The organism is Alsobacter metallidurans (assembly GCF_014636935.1).
GTDB classification, from domain to species: domain Bacteria; phylum Pseudomonadota; class Alphaproteobacteria; order Rhizobiales; family Beijerinckiaceae; genus Alsobacter; species Alsobacter metallidurans.
In genome coordinates, this window is record NZ_BMES01000002.1 from 1,857,081 (window position 1) to 1,874,765 (window position 17,685).

22 protein-coding genes are annotated in these 17,685 nt (G+C 68.0%); 11 read left to right on the top strand and 11 right to left on the bottom strand.

What is annotated here, in order from left to right; all coding sequences use genetic code 11:
• Window positions 1-51 precede the first annotated feature (51 nt).
• The 3 genes from IEV99_RS19045 to IEV99_RS19055 all read left to right on the top strand — a co-directional run bounded on the left by IEV99_RS19045 (window position 52) and on the right by IEV99_RS19055 (window position 3,233).
• Window positions 52-1,818, top strand: a complete 1,767-nt coding sequence (locus tag IEV99_RS19045) for a M14 family metallopeptidase (protein ID WP_210318677.1) — start codon at window positions 52-54, stop codon at window positions 1,816-1,818.
• Between the two features lie 96 nt (window positions 1,819-1,914).
• The gene (locus tag IEV99_RS19050) at window positions 1,915-2,661 is read left to right on the top strand and encodes a RodZ family helix-turn-helix domain-containing protein (RefSeq protein ID WP_188519289.1); all 747 of its coding nucleotides are present in this window, start codon (window positions 1,915-1,917) and stop codon (window positions 2,659-2,661) included.
• Between the two features lie 119 nt (window positions 2,662-2,780).
• On the top strand, window positions 2,781-3,233 hold the full coding sequence (locus IEV99_RS19055; protein ID WP_188519290.1) for a BLUF domain-containing protein: 453 nt from the start codon (window positions 2,781-2,783) through the stop codon (window positions 3,231-3,233).
• A 6-nt stretch (window positions 3,234-3,239) separates the two neighbouring features.
• Here IEV99_RS19055 and flbD read toward each other — a convergent pair whose 3' ends face one another.
• From flbD to IEV99_RS19090, 7 genes are all read right to left on the bottom strand, one after another.
• The gene (gene flbD, locus IEV99_RS19060) at window positions 3,240-4,601 is read right to left on the bottom strand and encodes a sigma-54-dependent transcriptional regulator FlbD (protein WP_188519291.1); all 1,362 of its coding nucleotides are present in this window, start codon (window positions 4,599-4,601) and stop codon (window positions 3,240-3,242) included.
• 11 nt (window positions 4,602-4,612) lie between these two features.
• The gene (fliN, locus tag IEV99_RS19065) at window positions 4,613-4,963 is read right to left on the bottom strand and encodes a flagellar motor switch protein FliN (protein ID WP_188519292.1); all 351 of its coding nucleotides are present in this window, start codon (window positions 4,961-4,963) and stop codon (window positions 4,613-4,615) included.
• A gap of 15 nt (window positions 4,964-4,978) precedes the next feature.
• Complete coding sequence (locus IEV99_RS19070) at window positions 4,979-5,596, bottom strand: FliH/SctL family protein (protein ID WP_188519293.1); 618 nt, start codon at window positions 5,594-5,596, stop codon at window positions 4,979-4,981.
• A 37-nt stretch (window positions 5,597-5,633) separates the two neighbouring features.
• A complete protein-coding gene (fliF, locus tag IEV99_RS19075; protein WP_188519294.1) occupies window positions 5,634-7,283 on the bottom strand; it encodes a flagellar basal-body MS-ring/collar protein FliF in 1,650 nt (549 codons plus the stop codon).
• Between the two features lie 164 nt (window positions 7,284-7,447).
• Window positions 7,448-7,723, bottom strand: a complete 276-nt coding sequence (gene sciP, locus IEV99_RS19080) for a CtrA inhibitor SciP (protein WP_188519295.1) — start codon at window positions 7,721-7,723, stop codon at window positions 7,448-7,450.
• Between the two features lie 111 nt (window positions 7,724-7,834).
• A complete protein-coding gene (locus tag IEV99_RS19085) occupies window positions 7,835-8,506 on the bottom strand; it encodes a flagellar hook assembly protein FlgD (protein WP_188519296.1) in 672 nt (223 codons plus the stop codon).
• A 17-nt stretch (window positions 8,507-8,523) separates the two neighbouring features.
• A complete protein-coding gene (locus IEV99_RS19090; RefSeq protein WP_188519297.1) occupies window positions 8,524-9,705 on the bottom strand; it encodes a flagellar hook-length control protein FliK in 1,182 nt (393 codons plus the stop codon).
• Between the two features lie 726 nt (window positions 9,706-10,431).
• On the opposite strand from IEV99_RS19090, the gene mnmA reads away from it, so the two are divergent.
• Genes mnmA through spdA form a run of 3 tightly spaced genes read left to right on the top strand, consistent with a single transcriptional unit; the run spans window position 10,432 to window position 13,044 of the window.
• Window positions 10,432-11,613, top strand: coding sequence for a tRNA 2-thiouridine(34) synthase MnmA (gene mnmA, locus IEV99_RS19095; RefSeq protein ID WP_188519298.1), 1,182 nt, complete (start codon window positions 10,432-10,434; stop codon window positions 11,611-11,613).
• A 1-nt stretch (window position 11,614) separates the two neighbouring features.
• A complete protein-coding gene (locus tag IEV99_RS19100; RefSeq protein ID WP_244643934.1) occupies window positions 11,615-12,259 on the top strand; it encodes a class I SAM-dependent methyltransferase in 645 nt (214 codons plus the stop codon).
• Window positions 12,256-13,044, top strand: coding sequence for a 2', 3'cyclic nucleotide phosphodiesterase SpdA (gene spdA, locus IEV99_RS19105; RefSeq protein ID WP_188519299.1), 789 nt, complete (start codon window positions 12,256-12,258; stop codon window positions 13,042-13,044). Before IEV99_RS19100 ends, spdA begins: the two co-directional genes overlap by 4 nt.
• Here spdA and IEV99_RS19110 read toward each other — a convergent pair.
• Window positions 13,041-13,319, bottom strand: a complete 279-nt coding sequence (locus IEV99_RS19110) for a hypothetical protein (RefSeq protein WP_194483080.1) — start codon at window positions 13,317-13,319, stop codon at window positions 13,041-13,043. The genes spdA and IEV99_RS19110 overlap by 4 nt on opposite strands.
• A 147-nt stretch (window positions 13,320-13,466) precedes the next feature.
• Between IEV99_RS19110 and IEV99_RS19115 the strand changes: the two genes are divergently transcribed.
• Window positions 13,467-13,712, top strand: a complete 246-nt coding sequence (locus IEV99_RS19115; RefSeq protein WP_188519301.1) for a hypothetical protein — start codon at window positions 13,467-13,469, stop codon at window positions 13,710-13,712.
• Window positions 13,713-13,715: 3 nt separating this feature from the next.
• On the opposite strand, the gene IEV99_RS19120 is transcribed toward IEV99_RS19115, so the two are convergent.
• Together IEV99_RS19120 and IEV99_RS19125 are read right to left on the bottom strand one after the other, a co-directional pair.
• Window positions 13,716-14,123 (bottom strand): (R)-mandelonitrile lyase, encoded by a 408-nt coding sequence (locus IEV99_RS19120; RefSeq protein ID WP_188519302.1) that lies wholly within the window; start codon window positions 14,121-14,123, stop codon window positions 13,716-13,718.
• A 122-nt stretch (window positions 14,124-14,245) separates the two neighbouring features.
• The gene (locus IEV99_RS19125; protein WP_188519303.1) at window positions 14,246-14,758 is read right to left on the bottom strand and encodes a response regulator; all 513 of its coding nucleotides are present in this window, start codon (window positions 14,756-14,758) and stop codon (window positions 14,246-14,248) included.
• Between the two features lie 155 nt (window positions 14,759-14,913).
• On the opposite strand from IEV99_RS19125, the gene IEV99_RS19130 reads away from it, so the two are divergent.
• On the top strand, window positions 14,914-15,144 hold the full coding sequence (locus tag IEV99_RS19130; RefSeq protein ID WP_188519776.1) for a hypothetical protein: 231 nt from the start codon (window positions 14,914-14,916) through the stop codon (window positions 15,142-15,144).
• 45 nt (window positions 15,145-15,189) lie between these two features.
• Here the strand turns inward: IEV99_RS19130 and IEV99_RS19135 are convergent, their stop codons facing one another.
• Entirely contained in the window at window positions 15,190-15,474 is a 285-nt protein-coding gene (locus IEV99_RS19135; RefSeq protein ID WP_188519304.1) for a hypothetical protein, read from the bottom strand.
• A 189-nt stretch (window positions 15,475-15,663) separates the two neighbouring features.
• Between IEV99_RS19135 and minC the strand changes: the two genes are divergently transcribed.
• From minC to minE, 3 genes are all read left to right on the top strand, one after another.
• Window positions 15,664-16,371 carry a septum site-determining protein MinC gene (gene minC, locus IEV99_RS19140; RefSeq protein WP_188519305.1) on the top strand — a complete coding sequence of 236 codons (708 nt, stop codon included), beginning with the start codon at window positions 15,664-15,666 and terminating at the stop codon, window positions 16,369-16,371.
• A 71-nt stretch (window positions 16,372-16,442) separates the two neighbouring features.
• Entirely contained in the window at window positions 16,443-17,258 is an 816-nt protein-coding gene (gene minD, locus IEV99_RS19145) for a septum site-determining protein MinD (RefSeq protein WP_188519306.1), read from the top strand.
• A complete protein-coding gene (minE, locus tag IEV99_RS19150; protein WP_188519307.1) occupies window positions 17,255-17,527 on the top strand; it encodes a cell division topological specificity factor MinE in 273 nt (90 codons plus the stop codon). Before minD ends, minE begins: the two co-directional genes overlap by 4 nt.
• The last annotated feature ends 158 nt before the right edge of the window (window positions 17,528-17,685 follow it).

Here is a 17,685-nt window from a genome sequence, read left to right on the forward strand (position 1 = left end):
GCGCGTTGCACTCTCCCCCGCCCCGGCTAGCTTGGGCCGGGGAGGATGCCCATGACGATTCTGCTCGATCTCGAAATCCCGCGCACGCTCGACCTTCTGGTGGAGCGCCTGTCCGCGCCCGGCCTGAAGGGCTCGGCCGTGGAAGCGTGGGTTTTCGAGAATGCGGAGAGCCGCGCCGCCGCCGAGGACGCGCTCTCGGCGCTGGGCGTCTCGGCGCGCATCGGGTCCGCCTACAAGCCATTGTTGCATGCGCTGCTGCCGGCCATCGAGGCTGGCGGGTTGGAAGTCGTTACGCTGCGCTATCCTGTCTGCGCAGGCGCAGCCGAGCGCCGCTTCCTCGCCGAGGCCTATCCGCTTGCGGCTCTGCTGCCCGAAGGCGGCTTCACGGCGCAAGCCGGCACATCCACGACCTTCTACGAAGCCGACCTCCGCTACGCGGACGGCCGTGCGGAAACGCGCCGCATCTTCGTCCCGAACGTCACCCGCCGCGACGCGCTTGGGCGCGAGACGCTCTCGCCATGCGCGTGGCTGCGGATATCCGGCGCGAGCCATCCCGAGCTCGACTGCGACGAGCCCGTCGGGTCGGATCTCGCTCTTGCGTATGACGCCGCCATGTCGGCTGTGACCGGGCGCGACTGGGGCAAGTCGGAGCCCTTCTTCGCCCGGCTGCGCATCGAAGTCTGGATTGGCGGCGTCGAGCGTCCACTGCCGTTCATGCATGAGCGCATGAGCACCCGGGAGGCGCTGCACGAAGACCTCTATTTCTCGCTTCTGGAGTGGTTCCAGCATCTCACAGGCCGCCCGGAAGGCGACCGGACCTTGCGGCCCGGCCAGATTATCCCGGACATCCGCCCGGCGGACGGACCCACGAGGGTGCGGGTGTCGGTCGAGCCTCATGAACCGGCCGCTGCGCTTGTCGCCGCGCGCGCGCCGACTTGGGATCGCTGCGAGGCCGCGCCTCCTTTGGCCGAAGCTTACGCCGGCCTGGCCGAGATCGCGGGCGCGCCCATTCTCGCGACATCGCGGCAGGGTCGCGAGGTTCGCGGCGTGGTCGTCGAGGGTTCAGGCCCGCCTGTTCTGCTCACCGGCGGTCAGCACGCCAACGAGACGTCTGGCGTGGTGGGGGCGCTGCGGGCAGGAGCCGCTCTCGCCAGCGCCGGCGCCGCCTTTGCGTTGATCGCCGTCGAAAACCCCGACGGCTATGCGCTGCACCAGAGTTTCATCGCCGAAAGCCCTGAGCACATGCACCACGCCGCGCGCTACACCGCGCTGGGAGACGACCTGGAATACCGCACCACGCCGCCGCTTTACGAGCAGGAGGCTCGCAACGCCGCGCTGGCGCAGACCGGCGCTCAGCTCCACATCAACCTGCATGGCTATCCGGCGCACGAGTGGACGCGCCCGCTGAACGGCTACCTGCCGCGCGGCTTCGACGCATGGGCGTTGCCCAAGGGCTTCTTCCTGATCCTGCGCCACCATGCCGGGATCGAAACCTATGCGCGCGCGCTTCTCGAACGGCTGACCGCGCAGCTCGCCCGAGATCCCGATCTCGTGGCCCTGAACCGCGCCCAGATCGCAGCCTACGAGGCCCACGCGGGCCCGATCGGCTTCCCGATCCTGAACGGGATCGCATGCGCGCTGGTGGAGCGCCCCGCCCAGCCGACGCCGTTGCAGCTCATCACCGAATATCCGGACGAGACGATCCACGGCGACGCTTTCAAGCTTGCGCATCGCGTGCAGATGAACGCCGCGCTTTTTGCCCGCGCGATCTTCGCCGGCGATGTCGAAGCAGGGCGCTGGCCTGTGGCAATCGCCTGATCGGCCGGAGCGCCTGCGGCGGATCGGCCGAAAGCCGCAACCGAGCCGCCACCGGAACGTTGAGGCTGCGAAACCTTGACTCTCCGGGAGGCCCTGATGGCCAGCCAACGCCGCACCGTCTCGTTCCGCCGCTCCACGGCGTCCCTCATGTTGGGCTGCGCCTTGTCGGTCGCCGCCGCCATTGCGCCGGGCTTCGCGCAGAGTTCGGGCGGGGGCAGCTCCTCGGGCGGCTCTTCCAGTTCGGGGTCCGCCTCGGGATCGTCTGGCGCGACCACGTCGGGGTCGATCGGCGGCGCCAATCCGGCCTCGCCCAGCACGGGCGGCCTGGGCAGCGCGCCGGGTTCGCTCGCGGCTCCTCCCGGAACCGCGTTGTCGGGACAAAATCAGCCCACCGGACCGGCCCCGATCCTCGGAGCAGGCCAGCCCACGACGTCAGGCGCCACTGCGCCGAGCACGGCGCAACCGGACGCCGGCGCGAGCCGGCAGGGTAGTACGCTGTCGAACAATCCTGCCAACGTGAACAGCGGCGCTTCGGCCGCCACGAGCGGCTCGTCGGGTCAGGCCCCCACGGCCCAGCGCGGTCCGGGCGTCGCCGGCGCGGCGCCGGGAACAGGCGAAGGCGCGTGCGGCGACGTGCTGGCCAACCCGAGCAACTTCACGGCTAAAATTATCGCCGACTGCAAGGCGCGCACCGGCAAGGAGGCCGCGCCGCGCTCGGCCGACATGCGCTCCAACGGCATCAACGCCGTGGATCGTCCGTCCGAAGTTCAGAAGGCGCGCGAGGCCAAGGACAAGAACGCAGTCGGAAGCATTTGCAGCGGATGTGGCGTGACGAAGCGCTAGAAGCCTCAGGGCATATACGTAGCATTCACGTTTGGCATGCATCGATCATCTGAATCGCGACAACCACAACCTTACGCGATGCGATCTCGCCTTGCCTTTCGTGAATGGACGCCCCCCGAATGCCGCTCACGCGCCTGACCTATTACTCGACCCGGAAGATCCCTCCGCAGGAGGGCTTCCGCACGATCAAGAGCATCCTCGACGCCTCGATCCGCAACAACGCGCGCGACGGCATTACGGGCTACATGATCTTCGACGACCGCATCTTCGCGCAGATCCTCGAAGGCGAAACCGCCGTGGTGTCGCGCACCTATGACCGGATCGGCGCCGATCCGCGCCATGGCGATCTCGTGCTGCTGGAGCGCCGGCCCCAGGCCACCCGGGCTTTCCCCAACTGGGCTATGGGCGCGACGCTTTTCCTTGACGAAATGAAGGACGTCATGAGCAAGCGCGGCATGACCACGCTCGACCCGAGCAAGCTCGGGCCGGCCGGCGTGCTCGGGCTGGCGCAGGCGCTCCATGCGCGCGAGCAAGCCCGTAAGCCTGCCCAGCGGATGCCGACGGCGCGCTGAACGAGCCTAGAGGCTCGCCACGCGAGCCTCGCCCGGCCCGGGCACGGCCACGCCGTCTGCCGTGTATTCGTTCAGCTTGTTGCGCAGCGTGCGGATGCTGATGCCGAGGATCTTGGCCGCGTGGGTGCGGTTGCCCAGGCAGTGGTCCAGGGTGTCCAGGATGAGCTCGCGCTCGACATCCGCCACCGTGCGCCCCACCAGCGCCCGCGCGGTCGCCTCGGCGGTTTCCAGCGCCCGTGCGGCGGGATCGCGAGGGCCGGCCCCGAAGGCCTCGCCGTCCGGCGTCAGGATCGCGTCGACTCCGATTTCCTCCCCCACCGCCAGCAGCACCGCCCGGTGCAGGGTGTTTTCCAGCTCGCGCACATTGCCACGCCACGGATTGGCGAGCAGCGCGCGGCGCGCATCAGGCGACAGCGCCCGCACGGGCACGCCGTTCACGTCGGCGTATTTGCGCACGAAATGGCCGGCGAGCTCCAGGATGTCCTGCGTGCGCTCGCGCAGCGGCGGCACCTTCAGGTTCACGACGTTCAGGCGGTAGAGCAGGTCCTCGCGGAACGTGCCCTTGCGGACCTCGTCGGCCAGGTTGCGGTTGGACGTCGCGATCACACGGATGTCCACTGGCACCGGCTTGCCGCCGCCGACACGGTCGATCACGCGCTCCTGCAGGGCCCGCAGCAGCTTGGCCTGCAGCCGCACGTCCATTTCGGAGATCTCGTCCAGCAGCAGCGTGCCGCCGCTGGCCTCCTCGAACTTGCCGATGCGCCGCGCCACCGCGCCCGTGAACGCGCCTTTCTCGTGGCCAAACAGCTCGGACTCCAGCAGCGCGTCCGGGATGGCCGCGCAGTTCACTGAGATGAACGCCTTGTCCTTGCGGTTGGAGCGGCCGTGCAGGAAGCGGGCGACCACCTCCTTGCCGACGCCGCTCTCGCCCGTGATCAGGATCGAGGCTTCCGACTTCGCCACCTGCTCCGCCAAGCGGACGACGCGCGCCATAGCCTCGTCGCGGAACACGAACGAACGCGTGTCGCGGGACACGGCCTCCAGCACGGCCGCGATCATCTCGGGGTCGGGCGGCAGCGGGATGTACTCGCGCGCGCCCGCCTGGATGGCGGCCACGGCCGCGCGCGCATCCGTGCCGGTGCCGCAGGCCGCTACGGGCGTGCGGATACGCTCCAGCTCAAACGAAGTCACGAGGTCGCGCACCGAGAGCACGACGTCGATCATCACGAGGTCCGCGCCCTTGCTGCGCATCACCATGAGCGCCTGCTCGACGCTCTCGGCGTTGGTGACGCTCGCGCCGCGGTCGATGGCGATCTTCGTGGCCTGGGCCAGGGGCCCCTTCATGACGCCGACGATAAGAAGCCGCATGGTCAGATCTCCTACCGGTCGGACTTGATGATTTCGGTCATGGTCACGCCGAGGCGGTCTTCCACCAGCACGACCTCGCCGCGTGCGACCAGGCGGTCGTTGACGAAGATGTCGATCGCCTCGCCCACGCGCCGGTCAAGTTCCAGCACCGCGCCGGGTCCGAGCCGCAACAGCTCGCCGACCTCGAGGCGGGTGCGGCCGAGCACGGCGGACACATTTACGGGCACGTCGAACACGTGCTCGAGATCCTCCGCGACCTTGCCGGTCGGATGCTCGTCCTGAGCCCCCCCTGCCCCATCGTCTGCAAAGTCGAGGTCGCCGCCCTTGAGATTGGGGAGCGGAATGTCGTCGGGTCCCGCCATGGCGGTCGTCTCCGATCAGGACTGGTGGAAGCCGGCGCCGAGATGGCGCTGGATGGCTCCCGAGATGTTGCGTTGCAAAGCGTCGGAATCGCGGCGCATGCCGCCATCCGCCCACTCGATGACAAAGTCGCCTTGCGCCATGCCGTCCTCGCCGAGCACGACCAAACGGCCGGCGAAGCCGCGCTCGATGGCCTTGCGCTCCAGCACCTCTTTGGCGCTGTCGACGCATTCCGGCGGAACGCGCACGGCCAGATGCGGCGCGCCGGCCATCTCGCGGAAGCATTCCTGCGCGGCGGCTTCCAGCGGCCCCAGCGGCTCGCGCGCCAATAGGTCGCCGGCGAGTTTGCGGGCGAAAACGATCGCGAGCTCCGCCGCTTCCAGCTCCAGGCGCTCGGTCTGGTGTTCGAGATGGGCGATCACGGCCGCGGCGGCGCCGGCCACCTGCTCGATCGCGAGCGCCATCCGCATGGCGGCTTCCTGCTCGGCTTCGCGGCGGCCCTCCATCCGGCCCCGCTCCCAGCCTTCCTGCTCGGCCTGCTGCAGCCGCTCGACATCGGCCTGGCGGCGCATGCTCTGGCTGCGCCGGTCCGAACCGAAGTCGTTGTCGAAGGAAAATTTCTGGGCGTTGCTCATGAGGCTCGGTCAGCGCTGAAGGGGGATGGGGGCTGGATCACGCGGCTTCCTCGTTGATCCATTGCCGGAGGATGGTCGCGGTGCCGGCCGGGTTCTCCTTGACGATCTCGCCGATGCGCTCCACCGAGCGGGCCTGCACCTGGCCCTGGACGCGCGCGATGTCGAGCATGCGGCTGGCCTCGGTCTCCTCCACGACAGGCGGCTCGCGTTTGGCCGGCCCCGCAATGGCGCCCTGCCGCACGCCGTCCGGTCCGACGCCGGCTCCGGCCAGAGCCTCGACCAGCCGGGTCTGCGGCCCCAGCGGGGCGAGGATGGTGCGCACCAGCGGCCGGACCACCACGAGGGTGACGATCAGCACCAGCAACGCCAGAACGGTCAACTCGACGCCGCGCATCATGTCGTCGCGCGTGGGCGTCAGCAGGGCCATGAAGCCGGTCGGAGCGGCGGGCGTCTCGGCCAGCGGCGGCGCCTCGGCGAAGCGCAGGTTGACGACCTCGATCTGGTCGCCGCGCTTCCCGTCGAACCCGATGGAGGAGCGGACCAGGGCGGCGATGCGATCCAGCTCATCCTGCGGCCGCGGCTGGTAGGTGACCTCGCCGGCGGCGGACTTCGTGTAGACGCCGTCCACCAGAACCGCGACGGACAGGCGCTTCACGCGTCCGCCCTCCACCACTTCGGTGCGCGTCGTGCGGGAGATCTCGTAATTGACGATCTCCTCCGACTTCTGCGACTGGTCCTTCTGCTGGCCGTTGGCGTCGGACTTCGCGCCGGGCAGTTCGTTCCCGACCGTGACCTGGCCGTCCTTGGCTTCCGTGCTCGCCTGGCTTTCGTTGCGCGTCTGGGTGGAGCGCACCACGCGGCTCTCGGGATCGAAGCTCTCGGAAGTCTGCTGGACGCGGTTGACGTCGATCTCGGCCGCGACCTGGACCCGCGTCCGCCCCTGTCCGACGATGCTCGCCACGATCTCCTCGACCTGGGTCCGCATGCGCCGCTCGTAGCTGAGCTGCTTTTCCTCGGCGGCCGCCGCGCCGGTGTTCTCGCCGCGCGCGCCATCGGCGAGCAGCCGGCCCCGATCGTCGACGATGGAGATGCGCTCGGGCTTCATGCCGTCCACGGCGGACGCCACCAGATGGCGAATCGCCCGCACCTGGCCCGAGTCGAGTTCGCCCGAAACCTTCAGGGCGATGGAGGCGCTGGCTGGCTCCCGATCCCGCTCGAAGAGCTTGCGCTCGGGGATGACGAGGTGGACCCGTGCCGATTGCACCTTGCTGAGCGACCGGATCGTGCGGGCGAGCTCGCCCTCCAGCGCCCGGAGCTGGTTCACGCCTTGCACGAAGCTCGTGGACGAGAAGGCGTCGCCCTTATCGAAGATCTCGTAGCCCACGCTTCCGCCGGCGGGCATGCCCTTGCTGGCCAGATCCATGCGCAGGCGGGCGATGTCGCTGCGCGGAACCGAAATCGCGCGTCCATCCTCCCGCAGTTCGAACTTGATGGCGCGTTGCTCGAGATCCTTGACGATCGCGCTGGAATCCTCGGGGCCGAGGTCGGCATAGAGCACGCCCATGGCGGGCTGCGTCACCCGCATGATCACGAAGGCGAAGAAGCCGACGAGCGCAAGCGTCACGGCCCCCATCGCGGCGATGCGCACAGGCCCCAGACGGTTCAGAAATTCAACGAGGCCGTTCAAGCCCTAGACCTCAACAAACACGCCTTACGGCGGATTGCCCGCCGGCTAGGCAATATTTGCCCGGTTCACGGTTATCAGTCAGTTAACGAGGCAAGCTTGAGCACCGCCGGAATGCAAAAAGCGCCGGCGGAGGCCAGCGCTTTTCGAGATCGATACGAAGACGGTCAGTGACGATATTGCTGGATTCGGGTGGTCCGAAGACCCGCAAGCCCATGCTCGTCGATGGACGCCTGCCAGGACAGGAACTCCTCCACGGTGAGGGTGTAGCGCGTACACGCTTCCTCAAGGCTGAGAAGCCCGCCGCGAACAGCGGCGACCACCTCGGCTTTGCGCCGGATCACCCAGCGTCTCGTGTTGGAGGGCGGAAGATCCGCAATCGTCAGCGGGCTTCCGTCCGGTCCGATTACGTATTTCGCCCTCGGGCGGTAGGTTTCGGTCATTTTACGCTCACACAACACAACCCGACTGACCAGTGTCTGGAAGGAAGATAGGGCCGTCTCACTTAAGATTTGCCTAAGCGCAACCTGTAGTTTTTCCACGGGGTCAAGCCTTCAGACGGCAGTGCGGCGCAGGGTCAAAACCTTGTCGACCGCAACCGAGATGTTGCCGATCTTGAGCACCGGGGTGGCGCCCGTGAAATCGACGCCATCCACCACGCCGGCCACCTGCGTCTTGACGTTGACGCCCGTGTTCGACGAGTCCTGCGCGGCCACCGAGATCGTGTAGTCGCCCGCCGGTTGCTGCTGGCCGGACATGTCCTTGCCGTCCCAGGTGAAGTCCTGTGCGCCGGCGCTCAAGCTGCGCGAACCCGTGTAGACCACCTGCCCGCTGCTGTTCTTGATTGTAACCGTGGACTGCGCCGAACGGGCGGCATCCAGCGACCACGTTGCTTTGCCGTTTGTCAGCGCCGTCGTGGCGCCATCGGCCGTGATCGTGGCGCCGAGGAACGTCGCCGCGCTGGTGGCCGTGCTCGCCTGGGTGGCCGAGAGCAAGCTGGTCAGCTGCGTGTTTGTCTTGATCTGCTGCTCAACCGAGGCGAACTGCACGAGCTGCTGGGTGAACTGATTGGTGTCGAGCGGATCGAGCGGGTTCTGGTTCTTCAGCTGCGTCGTCAGGAGCAGCAGAAACTGGTCGAAGTTGCTCGCAAGCGTGCTGCGATCCGTCGATCCCGCCGCTTTCGACGCGCCGGTTGTGGACGAGGTGGTTGATCCCACGGTGCTCATCTGCGTCTCCGGGGTGGTCAGATCTGGATGTCGAGGCCGGTCGCTCCGGTCCTGATGGACCGCAGCGCCGCCGCGAGATCGGCCGGGATGGCCTTGGGTTCAGGCGTCGGCGAAGCGGGCGAGCGCCGATGCTGCTGCTGCTCGCGGCCCGCCTGGTCTCGCGCGGCGTTCTCGCCGCCGCTGTTGTTCAGCGAGAACTGAAGGCTGTTCTCGTTGGTCTTGAGCCCGGCCTGCTCGAAGGCCCGCTCCAGCGTCTTGGCGTCGCGTTGCAGCATCGTGAGCGCCTCGACCCGGTCAGTCGAAATCTGCGCCGAGACAGAGCCGTCGTCGCTGATGTCGAGCTTCACGTCGACGCGCCCGTATTCCTCGGGATGAAGCCGGATCTGGAAGCTTTGGGCGCCGGCCAGCGCACGCATGCCGATCTCGATCGGCACGGCCGAGACCGGAATGGCCGGCGCCTGCTGCGCGGCGCGAAGGTCGGCGCCCGTTTGAGCCACGTCCTGCGGGGCGCCATGGGCCGCGACGCGTCCTGCGGACCCCATCTGGGCGACGTCGAACACCATGGCGTGGAATGTTTCGCCAGGCGCCGCCGCCTCGATCTTGTCGGTCCGCTTGGCCGCTTCGCGAAGTGTCTCGAACGCCGCCGCGTGCCCGCCATGGACAGCCGCCGTTTCGACGGGCGCGACGGGCGCCGCCGCCTGCGCGGTTCCGAACGGGGGCGCCTGAACCGCCGAATCGCGCAACGCGGCCGGCAGTCCGGCGCCGATCTGCGTCCAGGAAACGTCCGCTTGGGGGTTGGCGCCCGATGCAGCCTGGCCCGGCGCTTCGGCCGAACCCGTAGATTGGCCGGAAGCCGGATCCGCCGAAGCTGGCGGCGACGTGACGCCGTCGTCCGCCGCTTCAACGTCGGCCTCTCCCTTGGCGGCTGGCTTGGCTTCTCCCGGCGCGGCGCTGCTGGCCGCCGTTCTGCGTCCGGGTCCGCCCGAAACCATGCTGACCGTCGTGTCGGCAGCCCGCGAGCCGCCGGCGAGCTGGACCTGGTTGGTCACGGTCGGCTGCGCGACGGCGACGTTCCGGGAAGGTCCCGCGGCCGGAGCATCCTGGCTGGGGTCTGCCGGCGGGGATACGCCGCTTTCGGCTGCGACTTCCGGCGATTGCGGAGCGGGCTGCGGCTGTTCCGCGACAACCGCTGGCGCCACGTCCATCTCCTTCGTCGTGGCGTTCGATTGATCTTCCTTCTCGGCCGCGGTCAGGTCGTCTTCAGCCCGCGCCTCGTCGGCGGGCGCATCACGTTCGGCATGCGCCGAGCTGTCGAGCGAGTTGGCCTTCGCCGTCTGGGACGCGCCGGGCCCCCGATCATCACGCGCGGTCGCGGGAGCATCGTTGTCCCTCTGGTCCTTGCCGCGGGGAGCATCGGCCTTCTTGGGGGCCTCGCGCCTCGCATCGGCGCTGGTCGGAGTGGGCGTGTCACGTCCGGACGTCGCCCGGCTTTCCCTGGCCGCATCCGGCCGCCCTCGCTCAACCCGAGGCGGGACCGGAGCGTCTGCGCGTCGGTCGCGCTCGCGTGGAGCTTTCGCGAGCGTGGAGCCGAAGTCATCGGCGTTAGACGCCGGGCGACGCGTCGCCCGGCTTGGCGCAGCCTGAGGCGTCGTGAAGAGCGGGGAAGTAGGCGACGAAACGGACATGCCACACGCGCTTGTTGATCCAGCTGCCCTTCCTGCAAAGCGCGCGCCACCGGCGTCGCCTTGAATTCGCCAGTCTTCGCCTACACTTGAGCGTTCCGGGACGACGCGGCGGCGCGGTCATCCTTGCCGTGACGGCAGATTCTGCCGAGTTCACCCGGCAGGCTGGTTCCATGCCGCGCCTCCCTGTAGAATGAGAGCACACAGCCGGGCTCTCCACCGGCCATCAACGCAGGACTGCACATGCTCAACAGCCTCGATCTTCCGGGACGTCCGGAAGACACGCGGGTCGTCGTCGCCATGTCGGGCGGCGTCGATTCCTCCGTCGTGGCCGCGCTGCTGAAGCGCGAGGGCTACGACGTGGTGGGCGTGACCCTGCAGCTCTACGACCATGGCGACGCCGTTCACCGCGCCGGCTCCTGCTGCGCGGGCCAGGACATCCACGACGCGCGCCGGGTCGCCGAGCGGCTCGACATCCCGCACTACGTGCTCGATTACGAGAGCCGCTTCCGGCACGAGGTGATCGACCGTTTCGTTGAAAGCTACTTGGCTGGCGAGACCCCGGTGCCGTGCATCGAGTGCAATCGCAAGATCAAGTTCCGCGACCTGCTCGACACCGCCCGCGAGCTCGGCGCACAGGCGCTCGCCACCGGCCACTACGTGGCGAGCCAGCGCCTGCCGGACGGCCGCCGTGGCCTGTTCCGCGCCGTGGACCCGGATCGGGACCAGAGCTACTTCCTCTACGCCACCACGCCTGAGCAGCTCTCGCTGCTGCGGTTCCCGCTGGGCGGCATGGAGAAGCCGCAGGTGCGCGAACTGGCCAGGGAGTTCGGCCTTTCCGTCGCCGACAAGCACGACAGCCAGGATATCTGCTTCGTGCCGACCGGCCGCTACACGGACGTGATCGAGAAGCTGAAGCCGGAAGCCTCCGCTCCGGGCGAGATCGTACACGTGGACGGCCGCGTGCTCGGCGCCCACGAGGGCGTGATCCGCTACACGATTGGGCAGCGCCGCGGGCTGGGCGTCGCTGCGGGCGAGCCGCTCTATGTTGTCCGGCTGGACGCCGAGCGCGCGCGCGTTGTCGTCGGCCCGCGCGAGGCGCTCGCCACGCATGCGGTGCGCTTGCGCGAGGTGAACTGGCTCGGCGACATGCCCGTGGACGAGGTTCCGGCCGAAGGGCTCGAGATCGCCGTGCGGGTTCGCTCCACCCGGGCGCCGCAGGCGGCGATGTTGCACCGGCGCGATGGCAGGCTCGAGGTCGAGCTCTTCGTTGGCGAATACGGCGTCTCGCCTGGCCAGGCCTGTGTGTTCTACGACAGCGCGGAGCCCTGCGCCCGGGTGCTGGGCGGCGGCGTGATCAGCGCGGCCCGGCCCGACCGGGCCTTGGAGGCAGTCGATCGCCCTCTGGCCATCGCGAGCCGCTGAATTGGGTGAGCTCGACAACAAGGCGGTCGAGGCCGCCTATGCGCGCTGGGCCCCGGTCTACGATCTTGCCTTCACGGCCGTGATGGGCCCGGGCCGGCGCGCCGCCGTGGCGGCGTCCGAGCGGCCCGGCGGAATGATCCTCGACGTGGGCGTCGGCACCGGCCTCGAACTGCCGATGTGGAGCGGTCAGACTCGCATCGTCGGCGTCGACCTCTCCGAGCCCATGCTCCGCAAGGCGCAGGAGCGCGTCGGCCGTGACCGGCTCGCCAACGTGGCCGGCCTGTGCGTCATGGACGCGACCCGTCTCGCCTTCCCGGATTGCTGCTTCGACGCCGTGGTAGCCCCCTATGTGATGACGGTGGTCCCCGATCCGCAAGCCACCCTGGACGAACTCGCCCGCGTGTTGAAGCCGGGCGGCGAGATCGTGCTGGTCAACCATGTCGGCGCCGACAGGGGATTGCGCGCCCGTGCGGAAGCGTGGCTGGGGCGCCATGGCGCGCGCCTGGGCTGGCGGCCGGAGTTCCCGTTCGCGGTAATTGGCGACTGGATCGACGCCCGGCCGGACATGACGCTGGCCGAGCGCCGCGCCCTCCCCCCGCTAGAGCTCTTCACGCTGACGCGGATCCGCAAGGCAGCTGCAGCATGACGCGCCCGTCGAAAGTGATCGTCCTCACCGATCTGCACCTCCTGCCGGAGGGTGGCCGGATCATCGGGCTCGACCCCTTCGGGCGGGTCGCGGCCGCTATCGCGCACATCAACGCCCACCACCCGGACGCTGAGCGCGTGATCGTGACCGGCGACCTCACGCATCGGGGCGACGCGGCGTCCTACGAGAGGGTCCGCGAGCTGCTCGGGAGGCTGGTGGTCCCCTGCAGCATCATGCTCGGCAATCACGACGACCGGGACGCGTTCTTCACCGCCTTCCCCGGGGCCCCGCGCGACCGAAACGGCTTCGCGCAGCATGTCACGACGGTGGGCGGCTACCGCCTCGTGATGCTCGACACCATAAAGGACCGGAGCCCCGCCGGAACCCTGTGCGACCGCCGGCTCGCATGGCTCGACGAAGCGCTGGCGGACCGCGCTCCCGCCATCGTGTTCATGCATCATCCGCCGCACCCGACCGGCTTCGCCGGCATGGACGCCATCGCGCTCGACAACGGCGACGCTTTTCACGCCCTCGCGGCCCGCGCTGGCAACGTGCGCCTGGTGGTCGCCGGCCACGTGCATCGCACGATCTCGGGCGTCTATAACGGACTACCCTTCGCGGTGTTCAAGAGCCCGGTTCACCAGCAACCCATGGTGCTGGACGCCGGCGACACCTCGTTATCGGTCGACGAGCCGGGCGCTTACGGCATCCTGCTGCTCGGCGAGCGCGGCGTCACCGTCCACACGGACGACTTCGCTCTGACGACGGCGGCGGCGACCTACTAGACCAGGGCGTTTTCAGGCTCCGCCGGCGTCACGGAAGCGTTGGCGCCATAGAGCGCGTCGACGATCCGAGCAGCGAGCGCGATGAAGCTGTGGCGCTCGCGCTCTGAAAAGTCCGCGTCGATGTCGAACTGCATGTCGCTGGGACATGTCTCGTATCCGGCGAACGCTTCAGGAACCGTATTCGCCAACACGGTTGCGACGACTTTGACGTCGTCGGGTTTGCACGCGATCATGGCCCCTCCCATGTGTCGTTTGCGAAAACGGATCCGGAGCATGCCCTTTTGCGTGCAGGTCTCTGCTGGATCCAAGCCACACCATACTGCTACTTATTTATTGAAATATTTTCAACCATAAATTGAAAAGTATCTAGAGAATTTGTATATTCAGTGGACTTATCCACATACCTAGTCATGGAGTTGGACTTGAAAGCATTCATTATCCGCGCGTCGCTTTCGGGAGCGCAATCGCCCGTCGTTACCTACCATCTGTCGGTGGCCGACACTGCGGATGACGCTGTACGTTACGTCCAGGAAGAACTCGCTCTATTCGACGATTCAGTGTCGCTGATGGACGAGTTGCCCGCCGCCGAAGCCGAAAGCGCTCGCGTCGACATAGGCAGCCGCGGCTACAAGCGCCGTTGGACGCTGGCGAGCCGCGGCGAGCGTTGATCGTCAGGCCGATGGGGCCTGCGCGTAGTCCGGGTCTGTCACCTGCTCGAGCCAGTCCACGTGGACGCCGTCGAGCGCCTCCTGCATGGCCAGATGCACCATTCCGGTGGACGGCGCGGCCCCGTGCCAGTGCTTTTCGCCCGGCGGAATCCAGACCGTGTCCCCGGCCTTGATCTCGCGGACGGGCCCGCCCCAGACCTGCGCGCGGCCGACGCCCGACAGCACGTGCAGCGTCTGGCCCAGCGGGTGCGTGTGCCACGCCGTGCGCGCTCCGGGCTCGAAAGACACCCGGGCGGCGCGAATGCGAGCCGGCGCGGGAGCTTCGATCACGGGGTCTTGCCAGACCACGCCCGTGAAGGCGTCGGCTGGCGCGCGCTTGGTGGGAACGGAACCTGCGGGACGAATATCCATTCGGCGAACTCCTGTTGGAAACAGGATCATGCACCGAACGTCAGCTCATCGCACCAGCAAGACGAAATGATCGCGCTATCCCGCCGAGCGAAGCGGCCAGGATAACGCTGCGGCGGTCTGCCTCAGCGCGAGCCCGTGAACGTCCGGACCCGGCGGTCAACGGTCTGCGGCTCGATCGCGATGATCTCGGGAGCGTCGACGTGGCAGCCCATCGGCAGAACCTCCTCCATCTTGCGACGCAAGGCGTCGGCGCTGAAGGGCTTCAGGATGTAGGCGTCGGCCCCGCGATGGCGGGCGATGTCGACGTTCTTGGCGTCGAGGCTGGCCGTCATCATGATAAAGGGGGTCTCGGCGATCTCCAGCGTGTCGCGCACAGCGCGCAGGAGGTGGAAGCCGCTATGCGGCTCCATCTGCACGTCGCAAATGACGATCCCAAAGGCGCGTTCGTTCATGATCTTGAAAGCGCTGGTCGCATCTGGAGCGTCGAGCACGTTCTCGACCTCCAGCTGCCGTAAGATCCGGCGGACAACGGTGCGCATCGTCGCGCTGTCGTCGACGACCAGAACGGTGCCTGCTCTCTCGGCCAAGCTGAAGCTTGGCATGGTCGGCGATTGAGCGTCAGCGCGCGCGGCCATTCTCTCGTTCCTGCATCCACAGGTTGTATATGCGCGCTTAGGTTGAACGTCCGGTTAACGCCCCAAAATCTTAGCAGCCGACAAACGGCAATGATCAAGCCTGCATCTGGGAACCGACGACCTCGCAAACCCGTTGCGCCCCTGAGGAGGCCATCATGGCTGCACAGAACGATGCGCCGAAGGGCGCGGAAGCCCTTCCCGCGCAGCGCCCGGCCGATCGGCCGGAGGGCGCGCGCAAGGTCGAGGAGCAGGCCCGGGAGGACGGAAGGGTCGTTTCTCCGGCCGGACCGCACGCCAAGCCGTCGCTCACTGACAATGAGAAGACGCCGGGCGCCGGCACGCTGCCCGAGACCACCGCAAACGAATCGGATCCCGGCGCAGGCTGACGTCAGCTCGTTCGCGTCGACGCCGTTTCGGTGGGCGCCGGGCGATCAGCCATGCGCCAGTTTGGGCGCCTCTGCGACCTGGAGCCAACCTTCGACCACGAGCGCGTTCTCGATCATCTCGGTGGCGATCTGCACCGCCTTGGCGTGCCGCAGGCCCAGCGCGCGCGAAACCGCGCCCGCCGTCGCCATCCAATGCAGGCTTCGCCGCTCCGCCTCGTTCAGGGCGGAGAGCAACTCCACGGCGTCTCGAACCGTCCGGAGCAGGCGCGTCTGGCGGCTGTGCAGGAACCGGAATTCGAGAGACCAGGCGAGATCGACGTCCTTGAGCATAGGGAAGCTCCCTTCCGCAGTGACGCCGGACGCGATGCATCGCGCGTGCCAGCCCCGCCGGCGCGGGATTTACCCCCGATGGTGAAACGATGCTCCCGCACCCGTAAACAAGATCTCTCGCAGGACGCAGGCTCTTAACCCCGCGTTAACCATCCGGCGCTCAGATCATACGGAAAGGGAATCTTAACCGTGACGATCACAGCGCCCCCCCGCACATCGATCCGCTTCCGTGGCCGCTCCTTTCTGGCGCTCGTTCTTGCGCCGGAAGCGCCCGTCGAAGGCTGGCTCGAGCAATTCGACGCCTGGGCGGCGGAGTCGCCCGGCTTCTTCATTGGCCGGCCGGTTGTTCTGGATGTCACCGGCCTCGAGCTGGACAAGGCGGCCTTGGCCAAGCTCGTGAGCGACCTGAACGAGCGTACCGTCCGAATCATGGGCATCGAGGGCTCGGACCCGGGCACGTGCGGCCTCGGGCTGCCGCCCTCCCTGAGCGGCGGCCGCGAGAAGGCCGTGGCGGACGTGCTGGACGCGCAGTCGGCGATCGCCCAGAAGGCGCCGCCTCGCAAGAGCAACGATCCGCTTGTGATCGAAGGCGCGGTGCGCTCCGGCCAGGTGATCATCCACCCGGAGGGCGACGTCATCGTCACCGGCTCGGTGGGATCCGGCGCCGAGATTGTGGCCGGAGGCTCGATCCACGTCTATGGAACGCTGCGCGGCCGCGCCATCGCGGGAACCACCGGCGACGCCAAGGCGCGCATCTTCTGCCGTAAATTCGAAGCCGAACTCATGGCGATCGACGGGCTCTACAAGACCGCCGACAGCATGAGGCCAGAACTCCGCAGCCACGCCGTCCAGGCCTGGCTCGAAGGCGACGCCATCATCATGGCGGCGATGAACTGACCCTAACTGCAACCAACCGCCCGACGGCTGAAGCCGACGAACCGGGTTTGAGTCGAGGAGGACGAACGGAAATGGCCAAGGTCTTGGTCGTGACTTCGGGCAAGGGGGGCGTGGGAAAGACCACCTCCACGGCCGCTCTCGGCGCCGCGCTGGCGCAGAGCGGGCAGAGCGTCGTCGTGGTCGACTTTGATGTCGGCTTGCGCAACCTGGATCTCGTGATGGGCGCTGAGCGCCGGGTCGTCTACGACCTCATCAACGTGACGCAGGGCGACGCCAAGCTCTCGCAGGCGCTGATCCGCGACAAGCGGCTCGACACCCTTCACCTGCTGCCCGCCTCCCAGACGCGCGACAAGGACGCGCTGACGGAGGAAGGCGTCGCCAAGGTGATGGAAGAGTTGCGCGCCAAGTTCGACTGGGTGATCTGCGACAGCCCGGCCGGCATCGAGCGCGGCGCCTGGCTGGCCATGCGGCACGCCGACGTGGCGGTCGTGGTGACCAACCCGGAAGTCTCCTCCGTGCGCGACAGCGACCGCATCATCGGACTGCTCGACTCCAAGACGCTGAAGGCCGAGCGCGGCGAGCGCATGGAGAAGCACCTGCTGCTCACCCGCTACGACACCGGCCGGGCCGAGCGTGGCGAGATGCTCAAGGTCGACGACGTTCTCGAGATCCTGTCGATCCCGCTGCTCGGCATCATCCCGGAGAGCGAAGAGGTGCTGCGCGCCTCCAACCTGGGCACGCCCGTCACCCTCTCCAACCCGGCCAGCACCCCGGCCCGCGCCTATTCGGATGCGGCCAAGCGGCTGAACGGCGAGAGCATCACCATGATGGTGCCGCAGAACCGCCGGAGCCTCTTCGGCAAGCTGTTCGGAAGGAAGGCTGCATGAGCATCCTGAGCTTCTTCAACCGCCGGACCTCTGCCCCCGTTGCGCGCGACAGGCTCCAGATCCTGCTCGCGCACGAACGCGCCATGGTGGGCCAGAACGATCTGGTGGGGGTGCTCCGCGAGGAGATCCTCGCCGTGATCGCCAAGCACGTGCAGGTGGAGCCCGAGCACGTGCGGGTGAAAATGGAACGCGGAGACGCCATCTCGACCCTCGAGGTCGAGGTCGACATCCCCGCCCAGGCGAAAGTGCGCATCGCGCTCTCGGCGTGAGCCGCCGCACGGAAACGAGCTGAACGGCCGCCACGCGCGGCCGTTTTGCGTTTGGGGCTGCAGCCCTCACCCCAGCCCTCTCCCTGTTCCAGGGAGAGGGGGCGCGACGAGGCTCACCGCAGGGCGCGCCCTTCGCCCCGGTACGGGGAGAAGGTGGC

Excerpts from the sequence above, each read along its gene's own strand:
- IEV99_RS19085 (WP_188519296.1), bottom strand. The coding sequence starts at position 8,506 with ATGAGCACCGTGGGATCAACCACCTCGTCCACAACCGGCGCGTCGAAA.
- IEV99_RS19135 (WP_188519304.1), bottom strand. The coding sequence starts at position 15,474 with ATGCTCAAGGACGTCGATCTCGCCTGGTCTCTCGAATTCCGGTTCCTG.
- fliN (WP_188519292.1), bottom strand. The coding sequence starts at position 4,963 with ATGGCGGGACCCGACGACATTCCGCTCCCCAATCTCAAGGGCGGCGAC.
- IEV99_RS19050 (WP_188519289.1), top strand. The coding sequence starts at position 1,915 with ATGGCCAGCCAACGCCGCACCGTCTCGTTCCGCCGCTCCACGGCGTCC.
- flbD (WP_188519291.1), bottom strand. The coding sequence starts at position 4,601 with ATGCGGCTTCTTATCGTCGGCGTCATGAAGGGGCCCCTGGCCCAGGCC.
- sciP (WP_188519295.1), bottom strand. The coding sequence starts at position 7,723 with ATGACCGAAACCTACCGCCCGAGGGCGAAATACGTAATCGGACCGGAC.
- minD (WP_188519306.1), top strand. The coding sequence starts at position 16,443 with ATGGCCAAGGTCTTGGTCGTGACTTCGGGCAAGGGGGGCGTGGGAAAG.
- IEV99_RS19125 (WP_188519303.1), bottom strand. The coding sequence starts at position 14,758 with ATGGCCGCGCGCGCTGACGCTCAATCGCCGACCATGCCAAGCTTCAGC.
- spdA (WP_188519299.1), top strand. The coding sequence starts at position 12,256 with ATGACGCGCCCGTCGAAAGTGATCGTCCTCACCGATCTGCACCTCCTG.
- mnmA (WP_188519298.1), top strand. The coding sequence starts at position 10,432 with ATGCTCAACAGCCTCGATCTTCCGGGACGTCCGGAAGACACGCGGGTC.
- IEV99_RS19070 (WP_188519293.1), bottom strand. The coding sequence starts at position 5,596 with ATGAGCAACGCCCAGAAATTTTCCTTCGACAACGACTTCGGTTCGGAC.
- IEV99_RS19110 (WP_194483080.1), bottom strand. The coding sequence starts at position 13,319 with ATGCTCCGGATCCGTTTTCGCAAACGACACATGGGAGGGGCCATGATC.
- IEV99_RS19130 (WP_188519776.1), top strand. The coding sequence starts at position 14,914 with ATGGCTGCACAGAACGATGCGCCGAAGGGCGCGGAAGCCCTTCCCGCG.
- IEV99_RS19055 (WP_188519290.1), top strand. The coding sequence starts at position 2,781 with ATGCCGCTCACGCGCCTGACCTATTACTCGACCCGGAAGATCCCTCCG.
- IEV99_RS19120 (WP_188519302.1), bottom strand. The coding sequence starts at position 14,123 with ATGGATATTCGTCCCGCAGGTTCCGTTCCCACCAAGCGCGCGCCAGCC.
- IEV99_RS19045 (WP_210318677.1), top strand. The coding sequence starts at position 52 with ATGACGATTCTGCTCGATCTCGAAATCCCGCGCACGCTCGACCTTCTG.
- minE (WP_188519307.1), top strand. The coding sequence starts at position 17,255 with ATGAGCATCCTGAGCTTCTTCAACCGCCGGACCTCTGCCCCCGTTGCG.